The 25,401-nt window shown below is 58.8% G+C and carries 21 protein-coding genes; 4 read left to right on the forward strand and 17 right to left on the reverse strand.

Going from position 1 to position 25,401, the window contains the following annotated elements:
• Together peaB and peaA are read right to left on the reverse strand one after the other, a co-directional pair.
• Entirely contained in the window at positions 1-1,431 is a 1,431-nt protein-coding gene (gene peaB / locus INT39_RS10940) for a quinohemoprotein amine dehydrogenase maturation protein (RefSeq protein WP_193073947.1), read from the reverse strand.
• 54 nt (positions 1,432-1,485) lie between these two features.
• The gene (gene peaA, locus INT39_RS10945; RefSeq protein ID WP_193073948.1) at positions 1,486-3,075 is read right to left on the reverse strand and encodes a quinohemoprotein amine dehydrogenase subunit alpha; all 1,590 of its coding nucleotides are present in this window, start codon (positions 3,073-3,075) and stop codon (positions 1,486-1,488) included.
• Between the two features lie 507 nt (positions 3,076-3,582).
• On the opposite strand from peaA, the gene INT39_RS10950 reads away from it, so the two are divergent.
• On the forward strand, positions 3,583-5,076 hold the full coding sequence (locus INT39_RS10950; RefSeq protein ID WP_193073949.1) for an aldehyde dehydrogenase family protein: 1,494 nt from the start codon (positions 3,583-3,585) through the stop codon (positions 5,074-5,076).
• On the opposite strand, the gene INT39_RS10955 is transcribed toward INT39_RS10950, so the two are convergent.
• The 13 genes from INT39_RS10955 to INT39_RS11015 all read right to left on the reverse strand — a co-directional run bounded on the left by INT39_RS10955 (position 5,063) and on the right by INT39_RS11015 (position 20,385).
• Entirely contained in the window at positions 5,063-6,400 is a 1,338-nt protein-coding gene (locus INT39_RS10955; protein ID WP_193073950.1) for an NAD(P)/FAD-dependent oxidoreductase, read from the reverse strand. The genes INT39_RS10950 and INT39_RS10955 overlap by 14 nt on opposite strands.
• Positions 6,397-7,050 carry a S8/S53 family peptidase gene (locus INT39_RS10960; protein ID WP_319021350.1) on the reverse strand — a complete coding sequence of 218 codons (654 nt, stop codon included), beginning with the start codon at positions 7,048-7,050 and terminating at the stop codon, positions 6,397-6,399. Before INT39_RS10960 ends, INT39_RS10955 begins: the two co-directional genes overlap by 4 nt.
• Before the next feature lie 2 nt (positions 7,051-7,052).
• A complete protein-coding gene (locus tag INT39_RS10965) occupies positions 7,053-8,780 on the reverse strand; it encodes an ABC transporter ATP-binding protein (RefSeq protein WP_193074129.1) in 1,728 nt (575 codons plus the stop codon).
• Positions 8,781-8,782: 2 nt separating this feature from the next.
• Positions 8,783-10,684: a sigma-54-dependent Fis family transcriptional regulator gene (locus INT39_RS10970; RefSeq protein ID WP_193073952.1), complete on the reverse strand. Its 1,902-nt coding sequence runs from the start codon at positions 10,682-10,684 to the stop codon at positions 8,783-8,785.
• Between the two features lie 349 nt (positions 10,685-11,033).
• Positions 11,034-12,167: a CaiB/BaiF CoA transferase family protein gene (locus INT39_RS10975; RefSeq protein WP_226944703.1), complete on the reverse strand. Its 1,134-nt coding sequence runs from the start codon at positions 12,165-12,167 to the stop codon at positions 11,034-11,036.
• On the reverse strand, positions 12,164-13,786 hold the full coding sequence (locus INT39_RS10980) for a long-chain fatty acid--CoA ligase (protein ID WP_193074131.1): 1,623 nt from the start codon (positions 13,784-13,786) through the stop codon (positions 12,164-12,166). The genes INT39_RS10975 and INT39_RS10980 overlap by 4 nt, the downstream gene beginning before the upstream one ends.
• Before the next feature lie 106 nt (positions 13,787-13,892).
• On the reverse strand, positions 13,893-15,029 hold the full coding sequence (locus INT39_RS10985; protein WP_193073953.1) for an acyl-CoA dehydrogenase family protein: 1,137 nt from the start codon (positions 15,027-15,029) through the stop codon (positions 13,893-13,895).
• A gap of 10 nt (positions 15,030-15,039) precedes the next feature.
• The gene (locus tag INT39_RS10990; RefSeq protein WP_193073954.1) at positions 15,040-16,227 is read right to left on the reverse strand and encodes an acetyl-CoA C-acyltransferase; all 1,188 of its coding nucleotides are present in this window, start codon (positions 16,225-16,227) and stop codon (positions 15,040-15,042) included.
• Between the two features lie 10 nt (positions 16,228-16,237).
• Complete coding sequence (locus INT39_RS10995) at positions 16,238-17,005, reverse strand: SDR family NAD(P)-dependent oxidoreductase (protein ID WP_193073955.1); 768 nt, start codon at positions 17,003-17,005, stop codon at positions 16,238-16,240.
• 134 nt (positions 17,006-17,139) lie between these two features.
• Positions 17,140-18,159, reverse strand: coding sequence for an AraC family transcriptional regulator (locus INT39_RS11000; RefSeq protein WP_193073956.1), 1,020 nt, complete (start codon positions 18,157-18,159; stop codon positions 17,140-17,142).
• A gap of 57 nt (positions 18,160-18,216) precedes the next feature.
• Complete coding sequence (locus tag INT39_RS11005; protein WP_319021346.1) at positions 18,217-18,663, reverse strand: regulatory protein RecX; 447 nt, start codon at positions 18,661-18,663, stop codon at positions 18,217-18,219.
• Between the two features lie 16 nt (positions 18,664-18,679).
• Entirely contained in the window at positions 18,680-19,717 is a 1,038-nt protein-coding gene (gene recA, locus INT39_RS11010; protein ID WP_193073957.1) for a recombinase RecA, read from the reverse strand.
• Positions 19,718-19,866: 149 nt separating this feature from the next.
• Entirely contained in the window at positions 19,867-20,385 is a 519-nt protein-coding gene (locus tag INT39_RS11015; RefSeq protein WP_193073958.1) for a CinA family protein, read from the reverse strand.
• A 110-nt stretch (positions 20,386-20,495) separates the two neighbouring features.
• Here INT39_RS11015 and mutS point away from each other — a divergent pair, with 110 nt between their 5' ends.
• Together mutS and fdxA are read left to right on the forward strand one after the other, a co-directional pair.
• Positions 20,496-23,072: a DNA mismatch repair protein MutS gene (gene mutS, locus INT39_RS11020; protein WP_226944704.1), complete on the forward strand. Its 2,577-nt coding sequence runs from the start codon at positions 20,496-20,498 to the stop codon at positions 23,070-23,072.
• Positions 23,073-23,218: 146 nt separating this feature from the next.
• Positions 23,219-23,542: a ferredoxin FdxA gene (fdxA, locus tag INT39_RS11025; RefSeq protein ID WP_193073959.1), complete on the forward strand. Its 324-nt coding sequence runs from the start codon at positions 23,219-23,221 to the stop codon at positions 23,540-23,542.
• A 427-nt stretch (positions 23,543-23,969) separates the two neighbouring features.
• Here the strand turns inward: fdxA and INT39_RS11030 are convergent, their stop codons facing one another.
• Positions 23,970-24,410, reverse strand: a complete 441-nt coding sequence (locus INT39_RS11030; RefSeq protein ID WP_193073960.1) for a YtoQ family protein — start codon at positions 24,408-24,410, stop codon at positions 23,970-23,972.
• Between the two features lie 120 nt (positions 24,411-24,530).
• A complete protein-coding gene (locus INT39_RS11035) occupies positions 24,531-24,779 on the reverse strand; it encodes an RNA recognition motif domain-containing protein (protein WP_193073961.1) in 249 nt (82 codons plus the stop codon).
• Positions 24,780-24,869: 90 nt separating this feature from the next.
• Between INT39_RS11035 and INT39_RS11040 the strand changes: the two genes are divergently transcribed.
• On the forward strand, positions 24,870-25,385 hold the full coding sequence (locus INT39_RS11040) for an RNA methyltransferase (protein WP_193073962.1): 516 nt from the start codon (positions 24,870-24,872) through the stop codon (positions 25,383-25,385).
• Positions 25,386-25,401: the final 16 nt, after the last annotated feature.

A 25,401-nucleotide genomic window follows, 5' to 3' on the forward strand; every position in this document is an offset into this window, starting at 1 on the left:
TCAATGCACCTTCCGCGGAACGATATGGCGTGTAATAAAGTCTGGATTACTGCTCATGATTTTGGCGTAGATTTCGATGCCGAAATCCACCCAGTCGCGCAGTAGATCGCAGTAGTGATAATTCGGATGTTGTGGATCACCGTAACGGGAATAGCTCTCGTGATAACAACCACCGGAACACAGATTTCGAATGCGGCAGGTCTGACAGCCCGTATTGCTGCGATCCAAACGTTCCGACAGAAATTCTGTCAACGATGCATTATCCACTTCGCTATGCACATTACCGAACGTGGGCAGCGAAGAGCCGGTGAACCGGTGGCACAGATTCAGTTCGCCCTTGTAATCCACCGCCAGCATCTTCAGGCCCGCGCCGCAGGGCAGAGATTTCTTGTGGCCCTCATGGATATCAGTCAATAGCTGATGGAGATTGGAAAAGCCGATATTTTCGCCCTTCAGTGCGGCATCCAGGTATCGCCTTCCCAGCGCCTTGAAGTTGGCGAATAGCGTTATCAGCTCTTCGGAGGTCAGGTTGAAGGTGCTGATATCGCCGGAGGTCACCGGCGCGAAGCCCACCTCGGCAAACCCCAGGTCATTGATCAGATGATCCCAGATGGCCTCGACCTCAGTAGTGCCCCGGGTCAGAGTCACCCTGGCACCCACCGGCCTGCTGTCATAACGCGCCAGCAACATCTGCGCTTTGCGCCGCACCACTTCATAAGTGCCCTGACCGCTCACCGTAATCCGGTTCTTGTCATGAATGGCCTTGGGTCCATCCATACTGATCGACAGGCCAAAACGATGCTGATTAAGGTAATCAACAATGTCTTCGGTAAGCATGGTGGCATTGGTGGTCATGATGAAATCGACCTGTTTCCCGACCTCACGGAACCGCCGCTCACAATAGTCCACCATATATTCGATCAGTGGACGGTTGCTCAACGGCTCGCCACCGAAGAAAACTACCGTATAGCGCTGCTCATCCGGCGATTGCTCCAGCAGCATTTCTACTGAGGCAATGGCCGTCTCCGCGGACATGCGTTTACCCTCGGTAGGCTTATCCAGATCTTCCTTGTAACAATAAGTACAACTGAGATTGCAACCTGTATTGACGTTGAGAACCACGGTGCTTAACGCAGTTTTGGTCACCTTCCCCGTCATCACATCTCCGGTCAGCGGCGAGCCATCATTCACCACCTCCAACGCCACCAGATCCTGCAGCGCCTCGTCCACATCTGAAGACAGGAAGCGACCTGCTAACGCCGCATGCACCTGCTCGGGTGAATCCGCACCACCGCGGAGCGCTGCCAGGATGCCGGTCGTCAGCTCATCCTGGGTAAAGAGCGAACTCGTCGGGATGTGAAACAACATCTGTGCAGTATCAACCTCTACCTGGTGCAGGTTGTGCTCGACCACATTCAACTTGATGCCCATGTTAATTACCCCACTAAGTCTGTTGATGTCAGCTTGCTCTCAACCGCTCATTACTCACGGAATTGGCGGTATTACCCAGCGCTGAGCAGCAACGATCAACTGACCTTCACCAGTCACTGCCTGTTCACCTTCGCTAACAGTAGCCACCACTTTCAGGTTACCGACGTTGTTGGCCATCATCTGTCGATCGGGGTTGGGACCTGCATTACCCGGTACAAAGACACCGGTATCGCCATCCATAACCCCAGCGAATTTGACATCCTCCAGCCTCGCCGCACCTTCGTCGAAAGGCTCGACCGACCAGCTGGCAGGCATAAAGCCTATCCGGTAGGGAGTCTTGCCATCCTCACTTATCCCCCAGGCCTCCGCATCGAAGCGTCCTTCCACTTTTTCCGTTGAGCTGCCGTCGTCGCCGATCCGAGCTACCGCATAGTCGGGCACTACTCGCACCTCGCTGATCTGACGATAGACCGCCAGCGTGGCTCCATTAATCTCTCCAATGGCAATATCACGTATACCCACCGAAGCATCAGCTGCTACACGAACCCTGACTCGCATCTGCCCAGCAGAGCTCTCCAGAACTTCCAACACTTCAATCCCCTCGCCCAGTTGCGGCTGGCCATCAAGAGCATTGCCCAGCAGGGTCAGCTCCTGCTCCTGGCCTGCCTTTACATACCCTGGCTGGATAGCGACCAGTGCCGGCTTGGTATTGGCTACCGCGTAAAAGTCCAGGCCTCGCTCGTCGCGGTCCCGCTCGAACATGCGACCTTTCATCTCACTGTCCACTACACTGAATACCTGACGCATTTTGGTTCCGTCGATTTCAATATTGGCGCGCCATTCATGCCCGTTGTACAACAATGCAGTCCCGCTGCCGGTGAACGGTTCGCCGTTAGCGTAACGCCCGTCTACGTTCACCTCGAAGTTGTCTTCCTCGACATGGCTGATGGTCATGGTACCGGCTACCTCACCCTGGCCGGTGTAGTGCCCCTTGAATGTCCAGCGGTCAGCCAGTGCCTCCGCAGACGGACGCTCGTCCAGCCATTTGAACCAGGCTTCACTTTCCAGCGGGAAGCGTTTGCCCAGATAAGGAGCCGTTTCGTTCAATGCGATATTGAGCCAGTCACGGTCACGGCCCATGGATTGATATTCCAACGTAGGGAATTGCCCCAAATGGAAATTGAGCAGGTGCTTCCACTCATCCTCGCTACGCCCTTGCAATGCCACACGGGCAACAGAGTGACAACGGGCGCACATCTCAGCTAGCTCCGGTGTCTGTTGCAGATCCTCCTGAACATTCAAACGTCGCTCTAACCCGTAGTGGTAATCGGCGGTTTCGGAGGGAGCCATTCCTTGCTTGTCAGCCAGATATTTAACCAGCGTCCGGCGCTCTTCATCGCTTATCTGCAAACCATGAATCGTTTGCATTCGCGCAATCGTCATCAACCAGCCTTCAGGCGTCTTACGCTGATAGCTGATACGGCTATACTTGTCGCCATCCTGCTGCTGATGGCAGCTCGCACATTGGGTCGCAAGAATCGCTTCTGCGGTCTTTTCTTTCGCCACTCCCACGCTGTGCTGCAGGAGGATAACCAATGCTACCAGCCCTCCCAGAACCCCTTTCCTTATCAGTTTTGTTTTCATCGGGTTGAGACCTCCCACGGTGTTTTTCTAGTAATTATTGATAAGCCCGGCCCAGTCTTATCGTTAGTAGCGATGGTGACCTGCCGCCAATACATGTCTGCAAGCCCTATACCAAAATATTTATTAGCATAAAAATCAATAGGTTATATAAAAACCCACCACTCAAAGACATTTCGTCCGATTCGATTATGTCTTATTGCGCGACATCACATCTCACCTTGTGAGACAGGTGTACTTTGCTTTCTGTATTCGTCGAGAGCGGTACTGCAAAGGCCCATTGCCTTGCTATTGGCCTTGACGCACTTCCATCGCAGAGACAAGTAATAAAAACATTGTCTTCTGTAACGCCTGTCTCACATGTGTTTCAGTGTGCAACAGTCATATCCTCTCAGATGATGCTCGGCAGCTCTTGATCAAGCATGAAGTCGAGCCTCGCAGGCTTTTCCCTCCCACTGGCATAAGGGTTGCATTATCACTTCAGCCTACAATGTCAGAGAGAGAAACAAGATGGCTGATGCATTTGCTCTACTTCCCAAGACCCGGGAATTTCTTGACCGCCCCAGCACTATGCTGATTGGGGAACAATGGTCGGCTGGTGAACAGGGCCAGACCATGGCTTTGCTGAATCCGGCAACGGGAAATCATCTAATCGACGTGCCTCGTGGCACACAACATGACGTAGACCGTGCCGTGCAACAGGCACGCCATGCGTTCGACCAGTCCAGCTGGAGCACCACGCGCCCACGTGAGCGGCAGAATCTGTTATTGAAACTGGCTGATTTACTTGAACGTGATGCTGATGTGTTGGCTGAGCTGGAGTGCCTGAATAATGGTAAGAGCGTACAGATGGCCCGTGCAGTGGACATCCAATTGTGCATCGATTTCTTCCGTTACATGGCCGGCTGGGCGACCAAGATCCACGGCACCGTGGTAAGCCCCTCCTTGCCATTGATGCCAGACGACCAATTCCATGGCTATATCGCCCGTGAACCTGTGGGTGTGGTTGGCGCTATCGTAGCGTGGAACTTTCCGCTGTTGCTCGCCTGCTGGAAGGTCGGCCCAGCTCTGGCTACCGGTTGTACGGTGGTGCTGAAGCCCGCCGATGAAACACCTCTTACCGCTCTGAAGTTAGCAGAACTAGCCTTGGAGGCGGGTTATCCGCCAGGTGTTCTCAACGTGATAACCGGTATCGGCGCGGAAGTGGGCGCTGCCCTGGCCGCTCACCCCGACATAGATAAGTTGACCTTCACCGGATCGACTGCTGTGGGCAAGCTGATCGGCAAGGCAGCTATGGACTCGATGACTCGGGTCACCCTTGAGCTGGGGGGCAAATCGCCGACCATAGTGCTGGACGACATGGACCCGGTTGAAGCCGCCATTGGCGCAGCCAATGCCATCTTTTTCAACCAGGGACAGGTGTGTTCCGCCGGCTCACGGCTGTATGTGCAGCGCAAACAGTACGACCGAGTCATGGCGGAGATCAGCAATATCGCCAATAACATGAAACTGGGTAACGGGCTGGATAGCAGCGTGGATATGGGCCCGCTGATCTCTGCAAAACAGCAGGCCCGGGTCAGCGGTTACATCGACATGGGTAGAGAACTCGGTGCCGATATCGCCTGTGGTGGTACTGCCGAAGGGCCAGGGTTTTTCGTGCGTCCCACGCTCATCACTGGCCTGGATCAGGCATCCCCGCTGGTACAGGAAGAGATCTTTGGTCCGGTACTGGTGGCACAGCCCTTCGACGATATTGAAGATGCCGTGCGCATGGCCAACGACAATCCCTACGGACTAGGTGCCAGTATCTGGTCCAACAATCTCAAACAGGTTCACCGTATGATCCCGCGGATCAAGGCCGGCTCGGTCTGGGTCAATTGCCATACTGCACTGGACCCTACCCTGCCCTTTGGCGGGCACAAGATGTCGGGCGTCGGTCGGGAAATGGGCGAAGCCGCCATCGAGTACTACACCGAACGGAAGTCCGTACTTATTCGGATCTGATCCTCTGGCCGGGTACCTCCGTACCCGGCCCATACCCAATGCTGCACAGCCAACCGGCGACCATGTCACGCTGCGGCACAGCCACCTGTGCGATAACCTGTTGCCAAGGCTGATCCCGCAAGGCGTCGACCAGCGGTGCCAGCTCGACACCATTCAGATGCCAGATGCCCAGCGGCTGATCCGGTGTGATCACTACCCGCGCCTTGCTGATGCGCGATCCCGCTATCACTGGTGCCCAGTCGGTGGTCACCCTCTCCCGCGTGACCGCTGCATGGGTATCCTGCTGATCCGGCCAATGCTGACGGTCCAGCCAGAAGCGCTGATGCGGCTCGGCCTCCACCTGACGATAGAAGTCTCTGCCCAGGCGGGCAAAGCGATAGAACAGTTCGGTAACCCGGCGCCGATGGAAGCTCTGGGCGAGAGTTGCATCGGCGGGATGACACAGCAACGTATTCACCACGGCCGGTGCCTGCAGCGCCGATGACAAGGACTGGAAGATGCCGTTACCTGACAGCGGATCTGCAGCCATGGCAGCATCACCGATACGGATACTGCGCAAGGTACAGAGGTCGCTCGCCAGCGTACAGGTCGAGCTGCGGGCCTTGAGCTCTACCGCTACTCCCGGCTCGATCGGATAGAATGATCCGGCCAGATGAGTCCCCACCCGCTGCGCTGCACACCAGGCGGCCAGCTCCGTCTTACCAGGCATATCCGCCTGACGGGCATCGAAGGTCCATTGCCAGTACTGCTGACCATCAGCCAGACGAGCCAACCAGCACCAGCCGGACTCCATGCTTTCGACCGCACTCGCCGCCTCCCCCGGTGCGCCCTCCCAGCGACACAGAAGACTGAGGGTTTCCGGCCCTCGCGCCGCGTCCCCCGAGCGAGGTGCCTGGCGCCCACGAGCATCCACTATAAAGTCCACATCCAGATCATCAGCTCCGTCCAGTTGGAGCGATGTATCGGTCTTGCGCTCATCAATAGCCAGCACTCGCGCCTCGATGAGCATAATACCGGCCTGCCGCAGGTCCTCGCGTAGCGCCCGGTCAAAGTGCTGCCGATTCAGCAGCAACTCGCGGTTGCGTAACTGGCGAGCACCTGCCCAGTAGACCTCCCGCGTCGCTGCCGGCATCGCTACTGCACTGGCACGCTGCAAGCCCGCGCCGTACAAGGCCTGAAGCACCCGCTCGGATATTCCCTCGACGGCATTGAAACGACGCCAGTCACTGATGACCCGCACGTCATAACCCATTCGCAACAACCCCAGCGCGGCAGCAGCGCCCGCCGGGCCAGCCCCAAGAACAGCTATGCGTTGTTTTCTCATACCGGCTCCCTACGCTGCGGACCGATCCGACTGGCCTGCTGCTGGAAATAATCCACCACCTGCTGCCCGTTCAGCTCCGGCTGCGTCGACCAATAGGCAGCGAGCATGCCGGTGAAGCGTGCGCAGGCCATCGAAGCGCCCCCAGCAGCACCCACTCCGACCGCAGCACCGAACTGAGCCACATGGCCATGCAGCCAGCTCCACTCACCTGGGCGACACCGGGCATCGCCGGTGATTGCCAGCGCCCCCGGATAACTGGCGGGATAGACTGCATCCCCCATGGCCGGGCTGGCAGCGCACAGCAATACGCCCTGCTCCCGTGCCTGCTGGTAGGCGGAGCGCAATGCCGGACGATCGGCGCGCAAGCCCAGGCTGCAGTTGATCAGCATCGCGCCCTGTCCCAGCAACCAATGCAGCGCTGCCGCCACCTGCGCCGCAGTGGTCACGCCACGGCGACCGAATACCTGGGCTACCAACAGCTCTGCCTGGGGCGCCTCTTCCAGCAAGATCCGCGTTACCAGCTCGCCATGGCCAAGCTGGTCTGCCGCCAGCGACTGCGCCACCAGATGCTCACCCTCCAGCAGGAACGCCTGACCGGCCAACAAGTGGGGCAGGTGCGCTGCGCCCACCCCGCTATCGATGATGCCCACCTTCAATCTGCTACTCCTTCCGCAACCCGGGCGGTCAACCGTCCAGCGCGCAGCTGGTAATGCAGATCCGCATCGTCGGCGGCACCTGGGCGGTGGCTGATGACGATCCGGGTACGCCCGGCAAACAACTGGTCGATCTCGGCGATAATGGCTTGCTCGGTCTGCACGTCCACCGCTGAGGTAGCTTCATCCAGAACCAGCACATCGGCGTCCTGCAACAATGCCCTGGCGATCGCAATCCGCTGGCGCTGTCCCCCCGATAGCTGCTGGCCACGCTCGCTCAGCTCGGTTGCCAACCCTTCCGGAAGGCTGGCCACCAGTTCCTCAAGATGTGCCAGACGCACCACCTCCTCGATCTGCTCCAAGGATGTTTCCGGGGCGGCGTAGCGCAGGTTGTCCGCCAGCGATGCGCGGAACAACACAATGTCCTGGCTGACTACCGCGATGCGCTGACGATAACCCGCCAGATCAAGCTGGCGGATATCCATGCCTCCGTAACTGATATACCCCTGATCCGGATCATAGAAACGCTGCAACAGATCAACCAGCGTGGATTTGCCGCTCCCCGAGGGGCCTGACAGGACTATCTTGCGACCAACCGGAAAACGGGCATCACCCGCTTCGATGATGATCTGTTGTCGAGAGTCGTATTGAAAGCCGATGTGATGCAAGACCAGTTCCGCAGGCGCTGACGGCAACGGCAGGGGTTGCTCGGGCGCAGTCACCTCTGGCTGCTCATCACGCAATTCCGTTACCCGCGTGAGGCTCACCGCCATGCGTTGTACCGCAACATACAAGCCAAGCAGGCTTTGCGCGGGACCCACAACCATTCCGAGGTAGGTAGAAAAGGCAATAAGCGAGCCCACCTGCCATTGTCCGCTGATGACCCAGTAACCACCGATCAGGAAAGCCAACGCGCGGGTCAATGACGTCAGGGTTGAGGGAATCGCATTGGTGAAGAACTCCGTGACCTGCAACCGCAGCAACTGCTGCAGATAACTACCGCCCAGCAAATGCAGGCGCCCAGCCTCGTGTTCCTGGCGGCCAGCCGCCTGGATAAACTTCGTCGCTGGCAGGGTTTCAACCAGAAATGAAGACATATCGCTGGAGCGCTCACGCAGCAGTCGAGTCTCGTCTGCTACCCGGCGCCGCATCCAGCGCAGCCAGAGTATTTCGATAGGCACCAATACCGCCACCAGCAATGCCAACTTCCAGGAGAGCAACATCAGCATGACCACAGCACCAGCCAGACCAATCAAGCTGGATGTGGCGGAGAACAGCGCATCAATGGCAAAACGCTGGATCTCGGCAATATCGCCATCCAGCCGGCTGAGCAGATCGCCAATACGGCGGCGACCGAAGAAGCGTGGGGAAAGTTGTTGCAGATGACTATAGATGCTTTCCCGCAGCGCGAACAGGACACGCCCCGACAGTCGGGTATGCAGATAGCGATTGATCCCTGCCAGCAGCGTGCCGAATACGCTCGCGAACATCATGCCAAGCACTACCATCACCAGCATCGACATCTGCCCGGCCAGTAGGCCATCATCAATCAGCAGTTTGGTCAGCCAAGGCTGCACCAGCACCAACAGCGAGGCCATGAGCGACAACGCCATCAAGCCGAGAATGGCAGGCAACTGCGGCCGCACGAAGCTGTACAGCCAGGTCAGTCCGCCATGCAGTGCATCCGATGACTGGTTACCGGCGAGGCGCGTAACGAATTTCGCCAGCATCAGGATTGCTGCTTCAGCTTGCGATACAAAGTAGCTCGGCTGATCCCCAGGGTACGGGCCGCAGCCGACACATTGCCATCCTGCTCGGCCAGTGCCTGGCGAATCAGCTCCTGTTCCTGCTCATGAATATTGCTGCTCTGCGGCACCGCTTTCGACGCCAACAGTTCCTCCATGGTACTGGCCGGCAAATGCTCCAGCCCCAACACACTATCGTCTGGCAGACGCATGGCCAGCAAAGTACGCAAAATCATTTCCAGTTGACGAATATTGCCAGGCCAATGGTAGCCCGCAAAAAGCTGAAGCAGCTCATCCGCCAGCGACAGTTCACCGCCACCCAGGCGCTGTAGCAGAGTGCCGCACAGCTCCCGCAGATCCCTGCGCTCCCGTAGTGCAGGAAGGCAGACCGATATGCCATTGATACGGTAGTAGAGATCCTCACGAAAAACGCTTTCTGTTACCAAGGTCTTTACATCCCGGTGAGTAGCACAGATCAGGTTGATATCCAGATCCTGCTCAGTTCCCGCCCCCAGCGGCGCAACCTTGCGCTCCTGCAACACCCGCAGCAAACGTGCCTGCAACGCCAGCGGCATATCGCCCACCTCGTCGAGGAACAACGTGCCGCCATGAGCCTGCTGCAGTCGCCCAGTCATGCCGCCGCGCCGCGCCCCGGTGAAGGCACCATCGCGGTAGCCGAACAGTTCGGATTCGATCAGCCCCTCGGGAATCGCTGCGCAGTTGACCGCGATAAAAGGCTTGTCTGCCCGGCGGCTATTCTGGTGCAAAGCCCGGGCTACCCACTCCTTACCCGAGCCGGTCTCGCCGAGCAGGAGAATGGGCAGGTCATGCTGCACACCACGCACCGCCATATTGAGTTCCCGTAGATAACGCGGGTTGTTGCTGCCGGCAAGCGACTCCAGACTGGGTATCGGGTTGCTGCGGCGAACATTGGGTTGGCTGACAGGCACCGCCACCGGTTCGGGCATGTGCAAGGTCTTGTAGAAAAAATCCCCACGCGGGGTTTGCAGGCATCCACCAGTACCACTTTTCAGGTACCCGAAACGTGCCTGCCAATCCCGCACCAGGCTCTCGCCCGGCTGCCCGACCAACTGTGTACGGTCCAGCCCGAAAAACTCACAGGCGCGCGCGTTAGCCGCCAGGACCTTGCCTTCTCCATCCAGCGCTAGCAAACCCTGCCACGCCGTATCCAGGTATTGTTGCCGGGGATGGAAGGCCAATACGTATTGGTGGCCGAAAGTAGCGACAAATAGGCGGCTCTCAATCTGGCTGGCAGTCATTTCCAGCAACAGCAGGCTGTCCTGGGCCTGCAACATTGGGCCCTGACGAGTCAGATCGAGCACGCCTTCAAGTACTCCGTGGGGATTGCGGATGGGTACGGCAGCACATGAGAAAATGCTGAGGCGGTCAAGAAAATGTTCTCCATAACCGACCATGATTGACCGACCTTCAACCAGTGCCGTACCCAGTGCATTGGTGCCCCGCTCGGCTTCACTCCAGCAGGCTCCCGGGCCGAGATCACGCGGCTTCTGCCAATTATTGCCGTCACCTTCGCTAGCGAGTATCGTCGCCTGGGCATTCACCAGAATGAGCTGACCGTCGTTACCATGATGTCCGAGCCGGTCAGCCAGATGCTGCAGAGCGGGCTCGGCACAATCCAACAGCATTCGGTTGCTTTCGTAGAGCTCATCAGCGCCGAGGAGATCATCTTCTCTAACATGGACATCATCGGGTTGCAAACCATAATCAATGCTGCGCTGCCAAGATGCCCGAATCGGCTCACGTAAGACAAACTCCCCGGAGCGCCAGCCCCGTTCGGCAAGAGCTATTTCCCGAGCCCGAAAAATATCGACCAGCTCTTCGTTGGTTCTTGTATTTATATGCATTTGATCACCTCTGCAGTCTAGCTTGGTTGCAGAACTCTCTTATTTTTGTGGGTATTCATTTCCTAAGTATCTATCACATAAAGCAAAAATTGAGCCAATATCGGAACAGAGCCCGAGCGATCCAATCCATAACCGAAACCATAGCCCATAACCGCAAAAATGAAGAATTTGCGCCACGCTTGGACCGCTACGCTTAACTAGCCCAGTGATGACTGTCTCAAATAAAGACAAAGTCTCATATCAGGGACGCAGTTTGCGACAACTTTCCGATTGAAGGCTGTCCGAGGTCAGAAAACTTAGCATCGTTGGGATGTGCACATCCGCGAGGAGGGAACTGAACGGGCCATGCTTACGTACCATTCTGCCCGGTAATAACTTCCGCTCCCCAGATATCCATTGCAGCATCGACAACCACCGAGGGTCGGATCTGCGAAACGCTACGAGAAAAGCGCGGCGCCGGGGCGCTGTGCAAGGCGCCGTCGATGTCCTGGTAGATACCTCGCGCAGCCATATGCGGATGATTCTGGGCTTCATCAAGCTCCAGCACCGGCGCAAAGCAAGCATCGCTGCCTTCCAGCAGATCGCACCACTCATCCCGACTGCGCTGGGCAAACAACCGCACCCAATGTTCAGTCTGGGCAGCCTGAGCTTCGCTGCCTGATGCCTGCTGTTGTAACACCTCACCCGCACCACTGCGCTGCACCAACTCCCGGTAGAACGCCGGCTCCAGCGCGCCCACCGCAATCTGCCGGCCATCGGCGCAGCGATAGCAACGATACCAGGGCGTGGCACCGCCCAGCAGGTTCTGCCCTTGGCGCATATCGATCCGCCCACTGGGCAGCAGGCCACTGAAAAAGGACATCAGCGAAGCGGTACCGTCCACTATGGCGGCATCCACCACCTGGCCCAGTCCAGACCGATCGCGCTCCAGCAGCGCTGCCAGAATACCGACTGTGAGAAACATCGAACCACCACCGAAATCGCCCACCAGGTTCAGCGGTGGCACCGCCTCCCCCTGTGCCGGCCCGATGGCCGCCAGCGCTCCAGTCAGTGCTATATAGTTGATGTCATGTCCAGCACTCTGCGCCAGCGGGCCACTCTGCCCCCATCCCGTCATGCGTCCATAGACCAGTCGAGGGTTGAGCTCGGCCAACACGTCCGGCCCCAACCCCAGGCGCTCCATCACACCGGGGCGGTAGCCCTCGATCAACACATCGGCACGCTGCGCCAGCTCAAGGCAGCGCTGGCGACCTTCATCGGTACGGATATCCAGGGTGATACAGGTGCGCCCGCGATCGACCACCGGGTTGGGCCACCCGTTACCGCCCGGACGCTCGATGCGCAACACATCGGCACCCATATCCGCCAACTGCATGGCGCAGTGTGGTCCCGGGCCGATACCGGCAAACTCCAACACCCGCAGCCCGGCCAACGGCCCCTCGCTGTGCCCGGTGGCGTCCATGGGAGCCTCCGTCCGGTTCATGCCAGCACCCGATCCTGCTCGACCAGATAGTTGTAGTAGCGATCACGCAGCGCCTTCTTGTCGATCTTGCCTGTGGCCGTCAGCGGAATCACATCGATGACCATCTGATCCGGCATCCACCATTTGACGATCTTGCCATCCAAGTGCTGCAGCATGGCCTCGGTTGTCACATCAATACCTTCATGTGGCTCGACAATCAGCAACGGCCGCTCTTCCCATTTGGGATGATGAACACCGATCACCGCTGCCAGACGTACGCCCGGGCAGGCCACTGCCACGTTCTCGATATCGATCGAGCTGACCCATTCGCCGCCGGACTTGATCACATCCTTGGTACGGTCGGTAATGCGCATGAAACCATTTTCATCCAGCGTCGCAATGTCACCAGTATCGAACCAGCCATCGGCATCCAGCGCACTGGTCTCGCTGCGGAAATACCGTTCCACGGTCCAGGGTCCACGCACCATCAGCGTGCCGGCGCTCTTGCCGTCGGCCGGCAGGCGCTTGCCCTGGCCGTCCACCACTTTCAGCTCGATCCCGTATTGCAGACGGCCCTGGCGGCTCCAGATCACGTCGTTGACCGCATCTTCGCCAAGCTCCGCCAGCTTGGGTGTCGGCGTTGCCACCACACCCAGCGGACTGGTTTCGGTCATGCCCCATAGCTGACGCACGGCCACGCCGTACTTGTTCTGATACTTCTCCGCCATGGCCCGCGGCACGGCCGAACCACCGATGACCAGGTGGGTCAGCTTGCCAGCATCCTCTCCGGTCTTTTCCAGATAATCCAGATACAGGGTCCAGATGGTCGGCACGCCACCGGAGAAGGTCACGCCTTCATTCTGGATCAGCTCCTGCAGGCTCTCGCCATCCATCTTGTCGCCAGGCAATACGAACTTGCAGCCGTTGATCGCCGCAGCAAAAGGCACACCCCAGGCGGTACCGTGGTAGAGGGAAGAACACGGCATGATGCAATCGAAAGCAGAGAAGTTGAAGGCGCTGCTCAGCCCGGCTGCCAAGGCATGCAGTACGATGGAGCGGTGACTGTAGAGTACGCCCTTGGGATTGCCGGTAGTGCCGGAGGTGTAGCAGAGAATCGCGCCGGCATTCTCATCAAAATTCGGCCAGTCCTGCAGCGACTGCTCCTGAGCCAGTAGCTGTTCGTAGCCCTGCAGCTCGATGCCGGGCAGCTCCGGCAGATCACCGCCGGTAAGCATGATGAAGTGACGGATATTAGTCAGTTGCGGCAACAGTCGCTGCACCAGCTCGGCGAAATTGGGCTCGAACAGCAGCACAGTGCTGCCGGCATGATTGAGGGTATAGGCTATCTGCTCATCGGACAGACGTGGATTACCAGTATGCAAGACAGCCCCGGTACCAGGCACGGCAAAGAACAACTCATAGTGCCTATGGGTATTCCAGGCCAGGGTCGAGACGAAATCCCCCGGCTTGATACCCAGCCGGCGGATCATATTCGCCGCTCGGCCAGCCCGATCGGCCAGGCCTGCATAGTCATAGCGCCACAATGGGCCATCCACCTGCCGTGACACAATCTCCCGGTCACCGTGGGCAGCAGCCGCGTGCTGAAGGATACTGCTGATCATCAGGGGAAACTGCTGCATGCTGCCTGTCTGGAAATTCTGCATCGTTCTACTCCTTGTTTTTGTTATCGAACCGCATGACGGCAGTCAGCTGTGCAGCTGCCGTCTTGATTATCTGTATCGGGAGCTACTGATCTCCCAGATTGCGCGCAATCACCAACCGCTGGATATCACTGGTGCCCTCGTAAATCTGGCAAACCCGTACGTCGCGGTAGATGCGCTCCAGAGGAAAGTCTTTCAGGTACCCGTAACCGCCGAGGGTCTGGATCGCCGCTGAGCAGACCTTCTCGGCCATCTCCGAGGCGAACAGCTTGGCCATCGAAGCCTCGATCAGCGCAGGCTGGCCGGCATCGCGCAACGCCGCTGCATGGTGCACCATCTGCCTGGCGACGGTGATCTGCGTCAGCATGTCGGCCAGCCGGAAAGCCACCGCCTGATGCTCGGTCAGGGTCTTGCCGAATGCCTCGCGTTCCCGCGCATAATCCCGGGCCACTTCGAATGCCGCCCGTGCCATGCCAACCGCCTGGGCAGCGATACCGATACGGCCGCCTTCGAGGTTGGCCAGAGCAATGCGATACCCCTCGCCCTCCTCGCCCAGACGATTGGCCACAGAAAGGCGCAAACCATCAAAGGCGATCTGGCAGGTATCCGAGGCATGCTGGCCGAGTTTCTCCTCAACCCGCACCACCTCATAACCGGGGGTATCAGTCGGCACGATGAATGCGGTAATGCCACGCTTACCGGCATCCGGATCGGTTACCGCGAATACGATCACAGTGCCCGCCTCACGGCCCGAGGTAATGAACTGCTTGGCACCATCCAGCACATAGCTGTCGCCATCGCGCCGAGCGCGGGTACGCAATGAGCCTGCGTCGGAGCCGGCATGAGGCTCGGTCAGAGCAAAGGCGCCGATCTGCTTGCCACTGGCCAACGACGGCAAAAAGCGATCCTTTTGCTCATCACTGCCGAAGCGCAGGATGGGTGCACATCCCACCGAGTTGTGCACACTCATGATGGTCGAGCAGGCACCATCACCGGCGGCGATTTCCTCCAGCGCCAGGGCATAGGTCAGGTACCCGGTATCACAACCGCCCCACTGCTCCGGCACCAGCATGCCGAGAAAGCCCAGCTCACCCATTTCCGCCAGCGCCCCAGCGGGAAACCGGTGCTCCCGATCCCACTCGGCGGCAAACGGCAGCAGCCGCTCTTGGGCGAATTGACGGGCCATGCCGGCAATTTCGCGCTGCTCCTCATTCAGTAGCATATGTGCCTCCTCAGTCGAGCAATTCGATGGCCATGGCCGTGGCTTCACCACCACCGATACAGATGGCCGCTACGCCGCGGCGCAGTTTTCTGGCCCGTAGCGCACCGAGCAGCGTGACCAGAATGCGGGCGCCCGAGGCGCCGATGGGATGCCCCAGAGCGCAAGCGCCGCCGTGTACGTTGACCCGCTGCGGGTCCAGCCCCAGCTCGCGCACTGCGATCATGCTGACCACAGCGAAGGCCTCGTTGATCTCGAACAGATCCACTTCGTCCAGCGACCAGCCAGTGCGCGCCTGCAGTTTGCGGATGGCACCGATTGGCGCCACTGGAAACAGGCCCGGCTCATCAGCGAAGGCAGCATGCCCACGGATCACAGCCAGCGGTTTCAGCCCGCGGCGCTGGGCTTCGGATTGACGCATCAGCAGCAGCGCCGCCGCACCGTCGGAAATCGAACTGGAGTTGGCTGCCGTGACGGTGCCCCCCTCACGGAAGGCCGGCTTCAGGGCGGGAATACGTTCTGGATCGACTTTGAGTGGGGTTTCGTCCGCCCGCACATTCACCGAACGGCGTCCAACCTGGGCAAACACCGGGGTCAGCTCCTCGGCAAACAGACCCTGCTCTATGGCCGTTTGCGCCCGTTGCAGCGACTGCAATGCCCAGGCGTCCTGCTCTTCACGAGTGAAGCCATGTTGCTGCGCGCAGTCCTCAGCATAGGTGCCCATCAAACGGCCCTTGTCATAGGCATCTTCCAGACCATCGAGGAACATATGGTCAAGCATCCGACCATGCCCCATGCGCAACCCCTGGCGAGCGCCATCGAGCAGATAGGGTGCATTCGACATGCTCTCCATCCCACCCGCCACGACCACATCGACACTGCCGGACAGCAGCAGATCATGAGCGATGATCGCCGCCTGCATGCCCGAGCCGCACATCTTGTTCAGCGTGGTGCATACGGTGGACTTGGCCAGCCCAGCGGCCAACGCCGCCTGACGCGCTGGCGCCTGGCCCAGACCCGCTGGCAGCACGCAGCCCATCAATACTTCCTGCACCGCGTCGACCGGCAGACCACTGCGTTCGACAACGGCGCGGATCGCCGCCGCACCCAGCTCAGGCGCCGGGACCCCAGCCAGTTGCCCCTGCAATGCACCCATCGGGGTACGCGCACTGCCAACGATTACTACCGGATCCTGTTGCATATGCTTCTCCTCAGCGTGCCGCCATGCGCAGTGCGCCGTCGAGACGGATCACTTCACCATTGAGCATAGGGTTTTCGATGATGTGGCGGACCAGCGCCGCGTATTCCTGGGGCAGGCCCAGGCGTGGCGGGAAAGGCACATCCTTGGCCAGTGAGTCGCGCACTTGCTGCGTCATGCCGGCCATCATCGGCGTCTCGAAGATGCCGGGAGCGATGGTCATCACCCGGATGCCGTGGCGCGCCAGCTCCCGCGCCGCCGGCAAGGTCATGCTGACCACCCCACCCTTGGACGCGGCATAGGCGGCCTGCCCGATCTGGCCATCATAGGCCGCCACCGAGGCGGTATTGATGATCACCCCGCGCTCACCCTGCTCGTTCGGCTCACCCTCGGCCATTACCTCGGCAGCCAGTCGCAGCATATTGAAAGTGCCCAGCAAGTTGACCCGCAGCGCCCGGTCAAAACTGGCCAGACCATGCGGACCGTTACGCCCGAGAATCTTTTCACCAGGGGCAATCCCGGCGCAGTTGATCAGGCCATGCAGTTGGCCGAAATCCTGCCGGGCCGCCGCCACCGCGTCAGCGGCCTGCTGCTCGTCGGCGATATCGGCGGTGTACGCACGGGCGCGATCACCCAGTTCACTGACGTACTGTTGCAGAGCAGCCGTGTTGAGATCGACCAGCGCCACACTGGCACCCGCCTCGATCAACATGCTGGCCGCCGCTGCGCCCAGACCCGAGGCGCCACCGGTAATCAAGAAGGTTCTGTTGTTCAACTGCATGCAAGCTCCTGGCAGGGGGGATGGACCGCCCCTTAATCTTTGTCATGCAGGCATTCTGGTACGCTGTCGGCAGCACGGGCAATGTTCCATTGCTTCAACCTGCCTGACTGTTTTGGACACTTTGTTGCAGGTATTCAGCCATCACCAAGAATCAACTGGCGATAATGCCCGGGGTTGGTCCCGGTCCATTTGCGGAAGGCTTTGTAGAAGGCGCTGATATCGGCAAAGCCGAGCCGCTCGGTGATATCTGCGTAACTGATCAAGGGATCTGCCAGCCACCGGGTGGCCTGCTCCTCACGAATACCGTCCTTGATCGCTTGGTATTGCAGTCCTTCCGCTACCAACCGGCGGCGCAAGGTGGACGGGGACATGCACAGAGAGTGTGCCAGGGATTCACTGGTTGGCCACAATGCTGGATCAAGCTGGCGCAGATGCCGACGGATCTGGCTGGTCAGGCTGGTGGGATCCCGATAGCGCACCAGAATATTGGCCGGCGCCTCGGCGAGAAAACCGGGCACCTCGGCCAGGGTCCGACGCACCGGCAGGTCCAGCGCCTCGGCGGCGAAGATGATACGGGTGCTGGGGCGTGAAAAGCGCAGGTTACCGGAGAACATGACCTGATAGTCGCGAATATAATCCGGCTCCTCGCAACGCAGCTCGACCGCCAGCAGAGGAATGCGCCGCCCGGCCAGCCAGCAGGCCAGGCCGTGCACTATCATCCAATAGGTAAAATAGGCGAAGGGACGTTGAGGTGTCTGACCGTCCTCTTGCAGAACGATTTCTGCCAGACTTCTGCTGCGTACCACCCGGCCATTGAAGTTGCCAAGCATCAGCCCGAGAAAGTTGACGATCTGGATCAGTGCCTGCTCCACCGTCGGCTGGGTGGTCGCCGAACGGCAGAGGAAATTAAAGCTACCCAGCCGCAGGGGGCGTGTAGCCATGGCGAAGAACTCATCATCATGGGCTGCGGCCAATCCAAGCCAGAGCTGGCTGTACAGTTCAACCGGTACGCGCTGATCGGGATCATCCAGCGGCAGGTTGGGCAGACCGAGATTCTCCAGCAGCGAACCGGTATCCGGCCCGGCGTGGGTGAATCCCAGCAGGGCTTCCCTTACCAGACAAACCGAAATGGTGTCTTTATGCCCTGCCGTCATAACGGCTCCCACTCCGCTGCTTTACGAAAAACACCGTCTGCTGTGCGATCGAATGAATCAACTATCCTGGAAATAACCACCGAAGCCGCGGTATTGCATGAAACGCTGCTGCTTCACCCGCTCCTTCAGCTCCCTGGCCTGACCTTCAGGGAAGCGTTTGGCAAAAGCCACCTGCGCCAAGGTGGCCCAATCCCAGGCCGCATCCTGCAGCACATCATCAATCAGCCGCTCCGCCACACCGCGCTGGCGCAGCTCTTCGCGCAGACGAACCGGGCCATAGCCGCGCTGACTGCGTGAATAGACATAAGCTTCACAGAAACGCTCATCGCTGAGCAACCCATCTTCCTGCAGCCGATCCAGCTCGACTTCCGCCATCTCGGTCACCGCTCCACGCTGACGCAGCTTGCGCAACATCTCCGTGTAGCTGTGTTCACGCCGGGCCAGCAGATCCAGTGCTGACCGGCGTATGGCTGCGGGCGTTTCCAGATGCAGTTTGCCAAACACGAGTCAGTTACCGCTATCAACCGTCGAGATCAGCGTTTTCTTCGACTGCGGCCGTCTTGCTGTTGGGCTTGGGCAGCAGTTTGTCGCGGATGGTCTTTTCAATCTCCTCGGCAATCTGCGGGTTTTCTGCCAGGAACTTGGCTGCATTGGCCTTGCCCTGCCCAACCTTATTGCCCTTGTAGCTGTACCAGGCACCGGACTTTTCGATCTCGCCGATCTGCACACCCAGATCAATGATCTCGGCGTTGTGGTAGATACCCGTGCCGTACAGGATCTGGAATTCGGCCTGACGGAACGGCGGTGCAACCTTGTTCTTCACTACCTTGACGCGGGTTTCGCTGCCAATCACCTCATCGCCGTCTTTCACCGCACCGGTGCGGCGAATGTCCAGACGTACAGAGGAATAAAACTTCAGTGCGTTACCGCCGGTAGTAGTTTCCGGGTTGCCAAACATCACGCCGATCTTCATACGGATCTGGTTGATGAAGATAACCAGGCAATTGGCGTTTTTGATGTTACCGGTGATCTTGCGCAGCGCCTGTGACATCAGACGTGCCTGCACGCCGACGTGGTGGTCGCCCATGTCGCCTTCAATTTCGGCCTTGGGCACCAGCGCCGCCACGGAGTCGACGATGATCACGTCAACTGCGTTGGAGCGCACCAGCATGTCGGTGATCTCCAGCGCCTGCTCACCGGTATCTGGCTGGGACACCAACAGATCATCAACCTTGACGCCCAGCTTCTCGGCATACTGCGGATCCAGTGCATGCTCGGCATCAACGAAGGCGCAGGTGGCGCCGTTTTTCTGCGCCTGGGCAATAACTGACAAGGTCAACGTGGTCTTACCGGATGATTCCGGACCGTAGATCTCGACGATCCGGCCCTTGGGCAGGCCGCCCAGACCCAGGGCAATATCCAAACCCAGTGAGCCGGTGGAGATCGACGGAATCGCCTGACGCTCCTGATCGCCCATGCGCATCACCGCGCCCTTGCCAAACTGACGTTCAATCTGACTCAAAGCCGCCGATAGCGCCTTCTTTTTGTTGTCGTCCATTGTGCATCCTCTGGTATGGCGGGTACGCGAACGTCCCGGGGAAATGAATACTGTATATATGGTCAGTGATTATTCCACAGTTGTCCTGCCCCGCCTACCCCTTTTCAGCCAGACTGTGCGTTGATCTGCAAACGTCAGGAAGCTTTGCTTCAGACCGAACGACTCGCCGCCAGCTTCTCCAGCTCGGTAATCAACCCCTGCATGCCGTGCAGTACTGTCTGCGCGCGTACGTCACGCCGATTGCCCTGGATACGCCGGCATTGGCTGATGGTCCCCTGGTCGCGTACGGCCCAGGCAAACCAGATCGTACCGACCGGCTTGTCCGGCGTTCCGCCATCCGGCCCGGCGATGCCACTGACCGCGACAGCCAGATCCGCGTCGGCCGCCTCCAGTGCACCCTCGGCCATGGCCCGTACCACCGGCTCACTGACCGCACCAAATTGCGCCAGATCCTCCTCGCTCACCCCTACCCAGCGCACCTTGCTGTGATTGGCGTAGGTGACAAAACCGGTATCAAACCAGCCGGAGCTGCCGCTGACGCGGGTAATCGCCTCGGCAATCCCGCCACCGGTACAGGACTCGGCGGTAGTCACCCGCAATCCCAACTGGCGCAGAGCATTGCCCAGACGGGCCGCAGCAGCATCGATCAATGGGTCATATTGCGACATTTGCATCTCCTTCAGTATCTTGCGTTCAAACTTGCACTTAAAAGACGGCACCGCTTTGTTAGACTATGCCCCTTTCTTGCACCAACCAGAACTGTCGATCAGGAAGTCCCATGAGCCGCGCCGAAAAACCCGTTACCCACACCCCGATGATGCAGCAATATTTCGGCATCAAACAGCAGCATCCCGATCAGCTGCTGTTCTATCGGATGGGCGACTTCTATGAGTTGTTCCATGATGATGCAAAAAAAGCCGCGCGCCTGCTGGACATCACCCTGACCGCCCGCGGCAATTCTGCCGGGCAGCCCATTCCCATGGCCGGCATTCCGTTTCATGCCGCCGAAGGCTATCTGGCCAAGCTGGTCAAGCTGGGCGAGTCGGTCGTCATCTGCGAACAGATCGGCGACCCCGCTACCAGCAAAGGGCCGGTCGAACGTCAGGTGGTACGCATCCTGACACCGGGCACGGTCAGTGATGAAGCCCTGCTGGATGAACGCCGGGACAACCTGCTGGCAGCGCTGGTAGGCAGCGAGCGCGGCTTCGGTCTGGCCACCCTGGATATCAACAGTGGACGTTTCACTGCCATGGAACTTGCCGGCTGGGAAACACTGCTCGGCGAACTTGAGCGCCTGGCCCCCGCCGAGCTGCTTATCCCCGACGACTGGGAAGCCAATACGCCTATCGAACGCCGTCGCTCGGTACGCCGCCGAGCGCCCTGGGATTTTGATCAGGACAGCGCTCACAAAGCGCTGACCCAGCAGTTCGGCACCAAGGATCTGGTCGGTTTCGGCTGCGCCGACCTGAAACTGGGCCTGGGCGCTGCGGGCGCTCTGCTGTGCTACGCCAAGGAAACCCAGCGCACTGCCCTGCCCCACCTTCGCGGCATTGCCCAAGAGCGCTTTGAAGACAGTGTCGTCATCGACAGCGCCAGCCGCCGCAATCTGGAAATCGACAGCAATCTGGGTGGAGGCCGGGACAATACCCTGCTCGACGTGCTGGACCACAGTGCCACCAGCATGGGCAGCCGCCTGCTGTGCCGCTGGCTGAATCGCCCGCTGCGCGACATGCAGGTGTTGCAGGCACGCCAGGAAAGCATCGCCGGGCTGCTGGAGCAGTATCACTACGAGACTATTCATCCGGTGCTCAAGGGCATCGGCGATATCGAACGTATTCTTGCGCGGGTGGCACTACGCTCGGCGCGGCCGCGGGATCTGGCACGGCTTCGTGATGCGCTGACAGCTCTTCCGGAACTGCAGGCCACACTGGAGCCTGTCACCACTGCGCACATAACCGAACTGGCACAGAAGGTCGCCATCTATCCAGAACTCGCCGAGCTGATGCAGCGGGCCATCATTGATAATCCGCCGGCGGTGATCCGTGAAGGCGGCGTGATCAAGACCGGGTATGACAGCGAGCTGGATGAACTGCAGAACATCAGCGAGAACGCCGGGCAGTATCTGATCGATCTGGAAACCCGCGAACGCGAGCGCACCGGCCTGTCCACCCTCAAGGTCGGTTACAACCGTGTGCATGGCTACTTCATCGAGCTGTCACGCGGCCAGTCTGGCCAGGCCCCAGTCGATTACATTCGCCGCCAGACGCTCAAAGGGGCGGAACGCTTCATCACCCCCGAGCTGAAGGAATTCGAGGACAAGGCGCTGTCTGCCCGTAGCCGCGCGCTGGCCCGCGAGAAACAACTGTACGACGAACTGCTCGACCGCCTGAACGAAGATCTGGCGCGCCTGCAGGACAGCGCCGCCAGTCTGGCCGAACTGGACGTACTGACCTGTCTGGCAGAACGAGCGGCAAGCCTCGACTACTGTCGCCCGCACTTCATCGCCGACAGCGGTCAGCTGTGCATTGAGCAAGGTCGTCACCCGGTCGTGGAAAAGGTACTCGACACGCCTTTCGTCGCCAACGACCTCGACCTCACACCCGATATCCGCATGCTGGTCATCACCGGCCCGAACATGGGCGGTAAGTCCACCTATATGCGTCAGACCGCATTGATCGTGTTACTGGCACATATCGGCGCCTACGTGCCGGCGGCGAAGGTCGAACTGTCTCCGGTCGACCGGATCTTCACCCGTATCGGCTCCAGTGACGACCTGGCCGGTGGCCGCTCGACCTTCATGGTAGAGATGAGCGAAACAGCTAACATCCTGCACAACGCCACCGACGCCAGCCTGGTTTTGATGGACGAAGTAGGCCGGGGCACCAGCACCTTTGACGGTCTGTCACTGGCTTGGTCCGCAGCCGAATACCTGGCGAAAGTACGTGCCTTCACCCTGTTCGCCACGCACTATTTCGAATTGACGGCGCTGGCCGACAATGACCCCATCATCGCCAACGTGCACCTGAATGCCACAGAGCACAACGAACGCATCGTATTTCTGCACACAGTACTCCCCGGTCCAGCAAGCCAGAGTTACGGTCTGCAGGTCGCCCAGCTCGCCGGCGTCCCTCGCCCGGTGATCGAACGCGCGCGCAAGCATCTGGCTGACCTGGAACAGCAGAGCCTCAAGCAGGCCGCAGCCGGCTCGGTACGCGACAGTCAGCCCATGCAGAATGATCTGTTCGCCGCCGCGCCACACCCCGTCGTGGACGCCCTTCAGCAACTCAAACCGGACGAACTCACCCCCCGTCAGGCACTGGATTTGCTGTATCAATGGAAAGCAGAACTGAGCTGAAATAGCACCAAATGATACTTATTATCATTAAAAATGCAGTCAAGTAACGTCAACCTACCAAATTTCCCCGACCAAGCTGCCGTACCGGGGAAATTGCTGGTAGAATACGCGCCATCTTTTGCCACGCCTTTTTTGGGAGACCTGCCATGACCTTTGTTGTGACTGACAACTGCATCAAATGCAAGTACACCGATTGCGTTGAGGTCTGCCCTGTCGATTGTTTCTACGAAGGTCCGAACTTCCTGGTGATCCATCCGGATGAATGCATCGACTGCGCCTTGTGCGAGCCCGAGTGCCCGGCCACGGCCATTTTTGCCGAGGATGAACTGCCAGAAAATCAGCAGAACTACCTGGAGCTGAATGCCGAACTCGCCGACATATGGCCAAACATCACCGAGAAGAAGGATTCTCTGCCCGACGCAGAAGAGTGGGATGGCGTACCAGACAAGCTGGAACACCTGGAACGCTGAGTCAGTCGCGTCGCGGCAAACAAAAGGCTGATCCCGCAAGGGTCAGCCTTTTTGCGTTATGGCGTCATGATCAACCACATACCGCTTTTCTGCAGACGAAAAAAAGGGGCGGAATAATCCGCCCCACTTTTTCTATCCCTAATGCCGTCCATGACCCAGTCATCCCGACTGCCACCATCCTGATGCTCCATTCGCTCAAGCTTCCTGCCAAGCAGCACACTCCGTCGCGCATGGACATATAGTACCCGGAAACGATCCCTGATCAATATATAAAAACGTCTCACCCTTTCGGATTATAAGATAAATTAATCATATACTTCAATAAGTTACTATTTTTCGTATGACAAAAATACGATTCAGCTCACAGCATGAAACTCAAACGACTTACACCTGAAATAGCCAATGTCTTACACGAAGCACTCCGGCCCTAGCTCTTCACCGCATAAGCCAGGATATCCACCACCTGCTCGGTCGTGGTTGCCCATGCCATGGCGGCGGCATCGACTTCCTTGAGTGGATGAACAATGTCGTCCGCGTGCAGGGTGATATAGGGCTTGTCCAGTGCAGCGCAATAACCGGCATCGAAAGCAGCGTTCCACTGTTTGTATTTGTCGCCAAAGCGAACCACCACCAGATCGCTCTGCTCAATCAGGGTCTTGGTACGGATGGCGTTGACCTTGGCCGATTTGTGGTCACGCCAGAACGCATTGTCTTCCGCGCCCAGATGGTCGCCTGCCGCGTCACTGGCCTCGTGATCGGTCACTGCAGAGGTGAAGACGACATCCAGACCTCTGGCCTGGGCGCCGCGCTTGATCTCGTCGCGCCAATCAGCGTGTATTTCGCCGGAAAGATAAACGTAAAAGGACATGGAGCCTCCTATTTCAAAAGAACCGACCATACCAGAGGCGCTGACGAAGGCAAACAGACCACCCCCGCCACGCTCACGGCGGCGCAACGCTGGGCGGCAAGCTCCCACCCAGGAAAAAGCTTACGTTTCCTTCGACTCGTCCATTTTCACCCGAATCCGGCTACCAGCGATCTCCTGGTTATTCAGCGTCTTGATCGCTGCTTTGGCATCGACATGCTTGGGCATTTCAACAAAGCCGAAGCCTTTCGATTTGCCGGTCTCCCGATCCATCACCAGCGTGCAGGATTGGACTATCCCGTGTGCTTCAAACAGATTGCGTAGCTCAGCTTCGGTGGTGGTACGAGCGAGATTGCGGATTAAAAGTTTCATCAGTTTTCCGTGTTAATATTTGGCCCTCACACTATACCCTTTTTACCCGCACCCTCATCAGAGACGGCTGCAATCAGCGAACCGGAAATCATGGCAGAATCCAGCGTATGCATCGGATTGATCGACCCGAAAAGCCCATCCAATGTGGGTGCTGTCATGCGTGCGGCAGGCTGTTACCAGGTCAGTGCCGTGCGCTATACCGGCAGCCGCTACGACCGCGCGGCACGCTTTCATACTGATACCAAGAATATCAGCCTGAATATTCCGCTCACCCACGTCGATAACCTGCTGGACGGGCTGCCCATCAATACTCAGGTGGTCTGCGTTGAGCTCGTCGAAGGCGCCACCCCCCTCCCCGCTTTTCAGCACCCGCCCCATGCTCTTTATATCTTCGGGCCGGAGGATGGCAGCCTCAGCCAGGCATTGGTGGATCGCGCCGATGCCGTGGTTTACATCCCCACCATCGGCTGCATGAACCTGGCCGCTACCGTCAATGTTGTCCTGTATGACCGACTGGCCAAATCCAGCAGCGCCAATGGCAGCGACAGCCTGATCCGACAAAGCCGGGATACCAATAACAAAGTGACGGTCAATCAGCCTGACTGACGACCGCAACTCTGTA

The sequence above is a fragment of the Pseudomonas sp. FME51 genome, from assembly GCF_014897305.1.

What these genes read in the sequence shown, in the direction of transcription:
- peaB (WP_193073947.1), bottom strand. Translation starts at nt 1,431, where the DNA reads ATGGGCATCAAGTTGAATGTGGTCGAGCACAACCTGCACCAGGTAGAG.
- peaA (WP_193073948.1), bottom strand. Translation starts at nt 3,075, where the DNA reads ATGAAAACAAAACTGATAAGGAAAGGGGTTCTGGGAGGGCTGGTAGCA.
- INT39_RS10950 (WP_193073949.1), top strand. Translation starts at nt 3,583, where the DNA reads ATGGCTGATGCATTTGCTCTACTTCCCAAGACCCGGGAATTTCTTGAC.
- INT39_RS10955 (WP_193073950.1), bottom strand. Translation starts at nt 6,400, where the DNA reads ATGAGAAAACAACGCATAGCTGTTCTTGGGGCTGGCCCGGCGGGCGCT.
- INT39_RS10970 (WP_193073952.1), bottom strand. Translation starts at nt 10,684, where the DNA reads ATGCATATAAATACAAGAACCAACGAAGAGCTGGTCGATATTTTTCGG.
- INT39_RS10975 (WP_226944703.1), bottom strand. Translation starts at nt 12,167, where the DNA reads ATGAACCGGACGGAGGCTCCCATGGACGCCACCGGGCACAGCGAGGGG.
- INT39_RS10980 (WP_193074131.1), bottom strand. Translation starts at nt 13,786, where the DNA reads ATGCAGCAGTTTCCCCTGATGATCAGCAGTATCCTTCAGCACGCGGCT.
- INT39_RS10985 (WP_193073953.1), bottom strand. Translation starts at nt 15,029, where the DNA reads ATGCTACTGAATGAGGAGCAGCGCGAAATTGCCGGCATGGCCCGTCAA.
- INT39_RS10990 (WP_193073954.1), bottom strand. Translation starts at nt 16,227, where the DNA reads ATGCAACAGGATCCGGTAGTAATCGTTGGCAGTGCGCGTACCCCGATG.
- INT39_RS10995 (WP_193073955.1), bottom strand. Translation starts at nt 17,005, where the DNA reads ATGCAGTTGAACAACAGAACCTTCTTGATTACCGGTGGCGCCTCGGGT.
- INT39_RS11000 (WP_193073956.1), bottom strand. Translation starts at nt 18,159, where the DNA reads ATGACGGCAGGGCATAAAGACACCATTTCGGTTTGTCTGGTAAGGGAA.
- recA (WP_193073957.1), bottom strand. Translation starts at nt 19,717, where the DNA reads ATGGACGACAACAAAAAGAAGGCGCTATCGGCGGCTTTGAGTCAGATT.
- INT39_RS11015 (WP_193073958.1), bottom strand. Translation starts at nt 20,385, where the DNA reads ATGTCGCAATATGACCCATTGATCGATGCTGCTGCGGCCCGTCTGGGC.
- mutS (WP_226944704.1), top strand. Translation starts at nt 20,496, where the DNA reads ATGAGCCGCGCCGAAAAACCCGTTACCCACACCCCGATGATGCAGCAA.
- fdxA (WP_193073959.1), top strand. Translation starts at nt 23,219, where the DNA reads ATGACCTTTGTTGTGACTGACAACTGCATCAAATGCAAGTACACCGAT.
- INT39_RS11030 (WP_193073960.1), bottom strand. Translation starts at nt 24,410, where the DNA reads ATGTCCTTTTACGTTTATCTTTCCGGCGAAATACACGCTGATTGGCGC.
- INT39_RS11035 (WP_193073961.1), bottom strand. Translation starts at nt 24,779, where the DNA reads ATGAAACTTTTAATCCGCAATCTCGCTCGTACCACCACCGAAGCTGAG.
- INT39_RS11040 (WP_193073962.1), top strand. Translation starts at nt 24,870, where the DNA reads ATGGCAGAATCCAGCGTATGCATCGGATTGATCGACCCGAAAAGCCCA.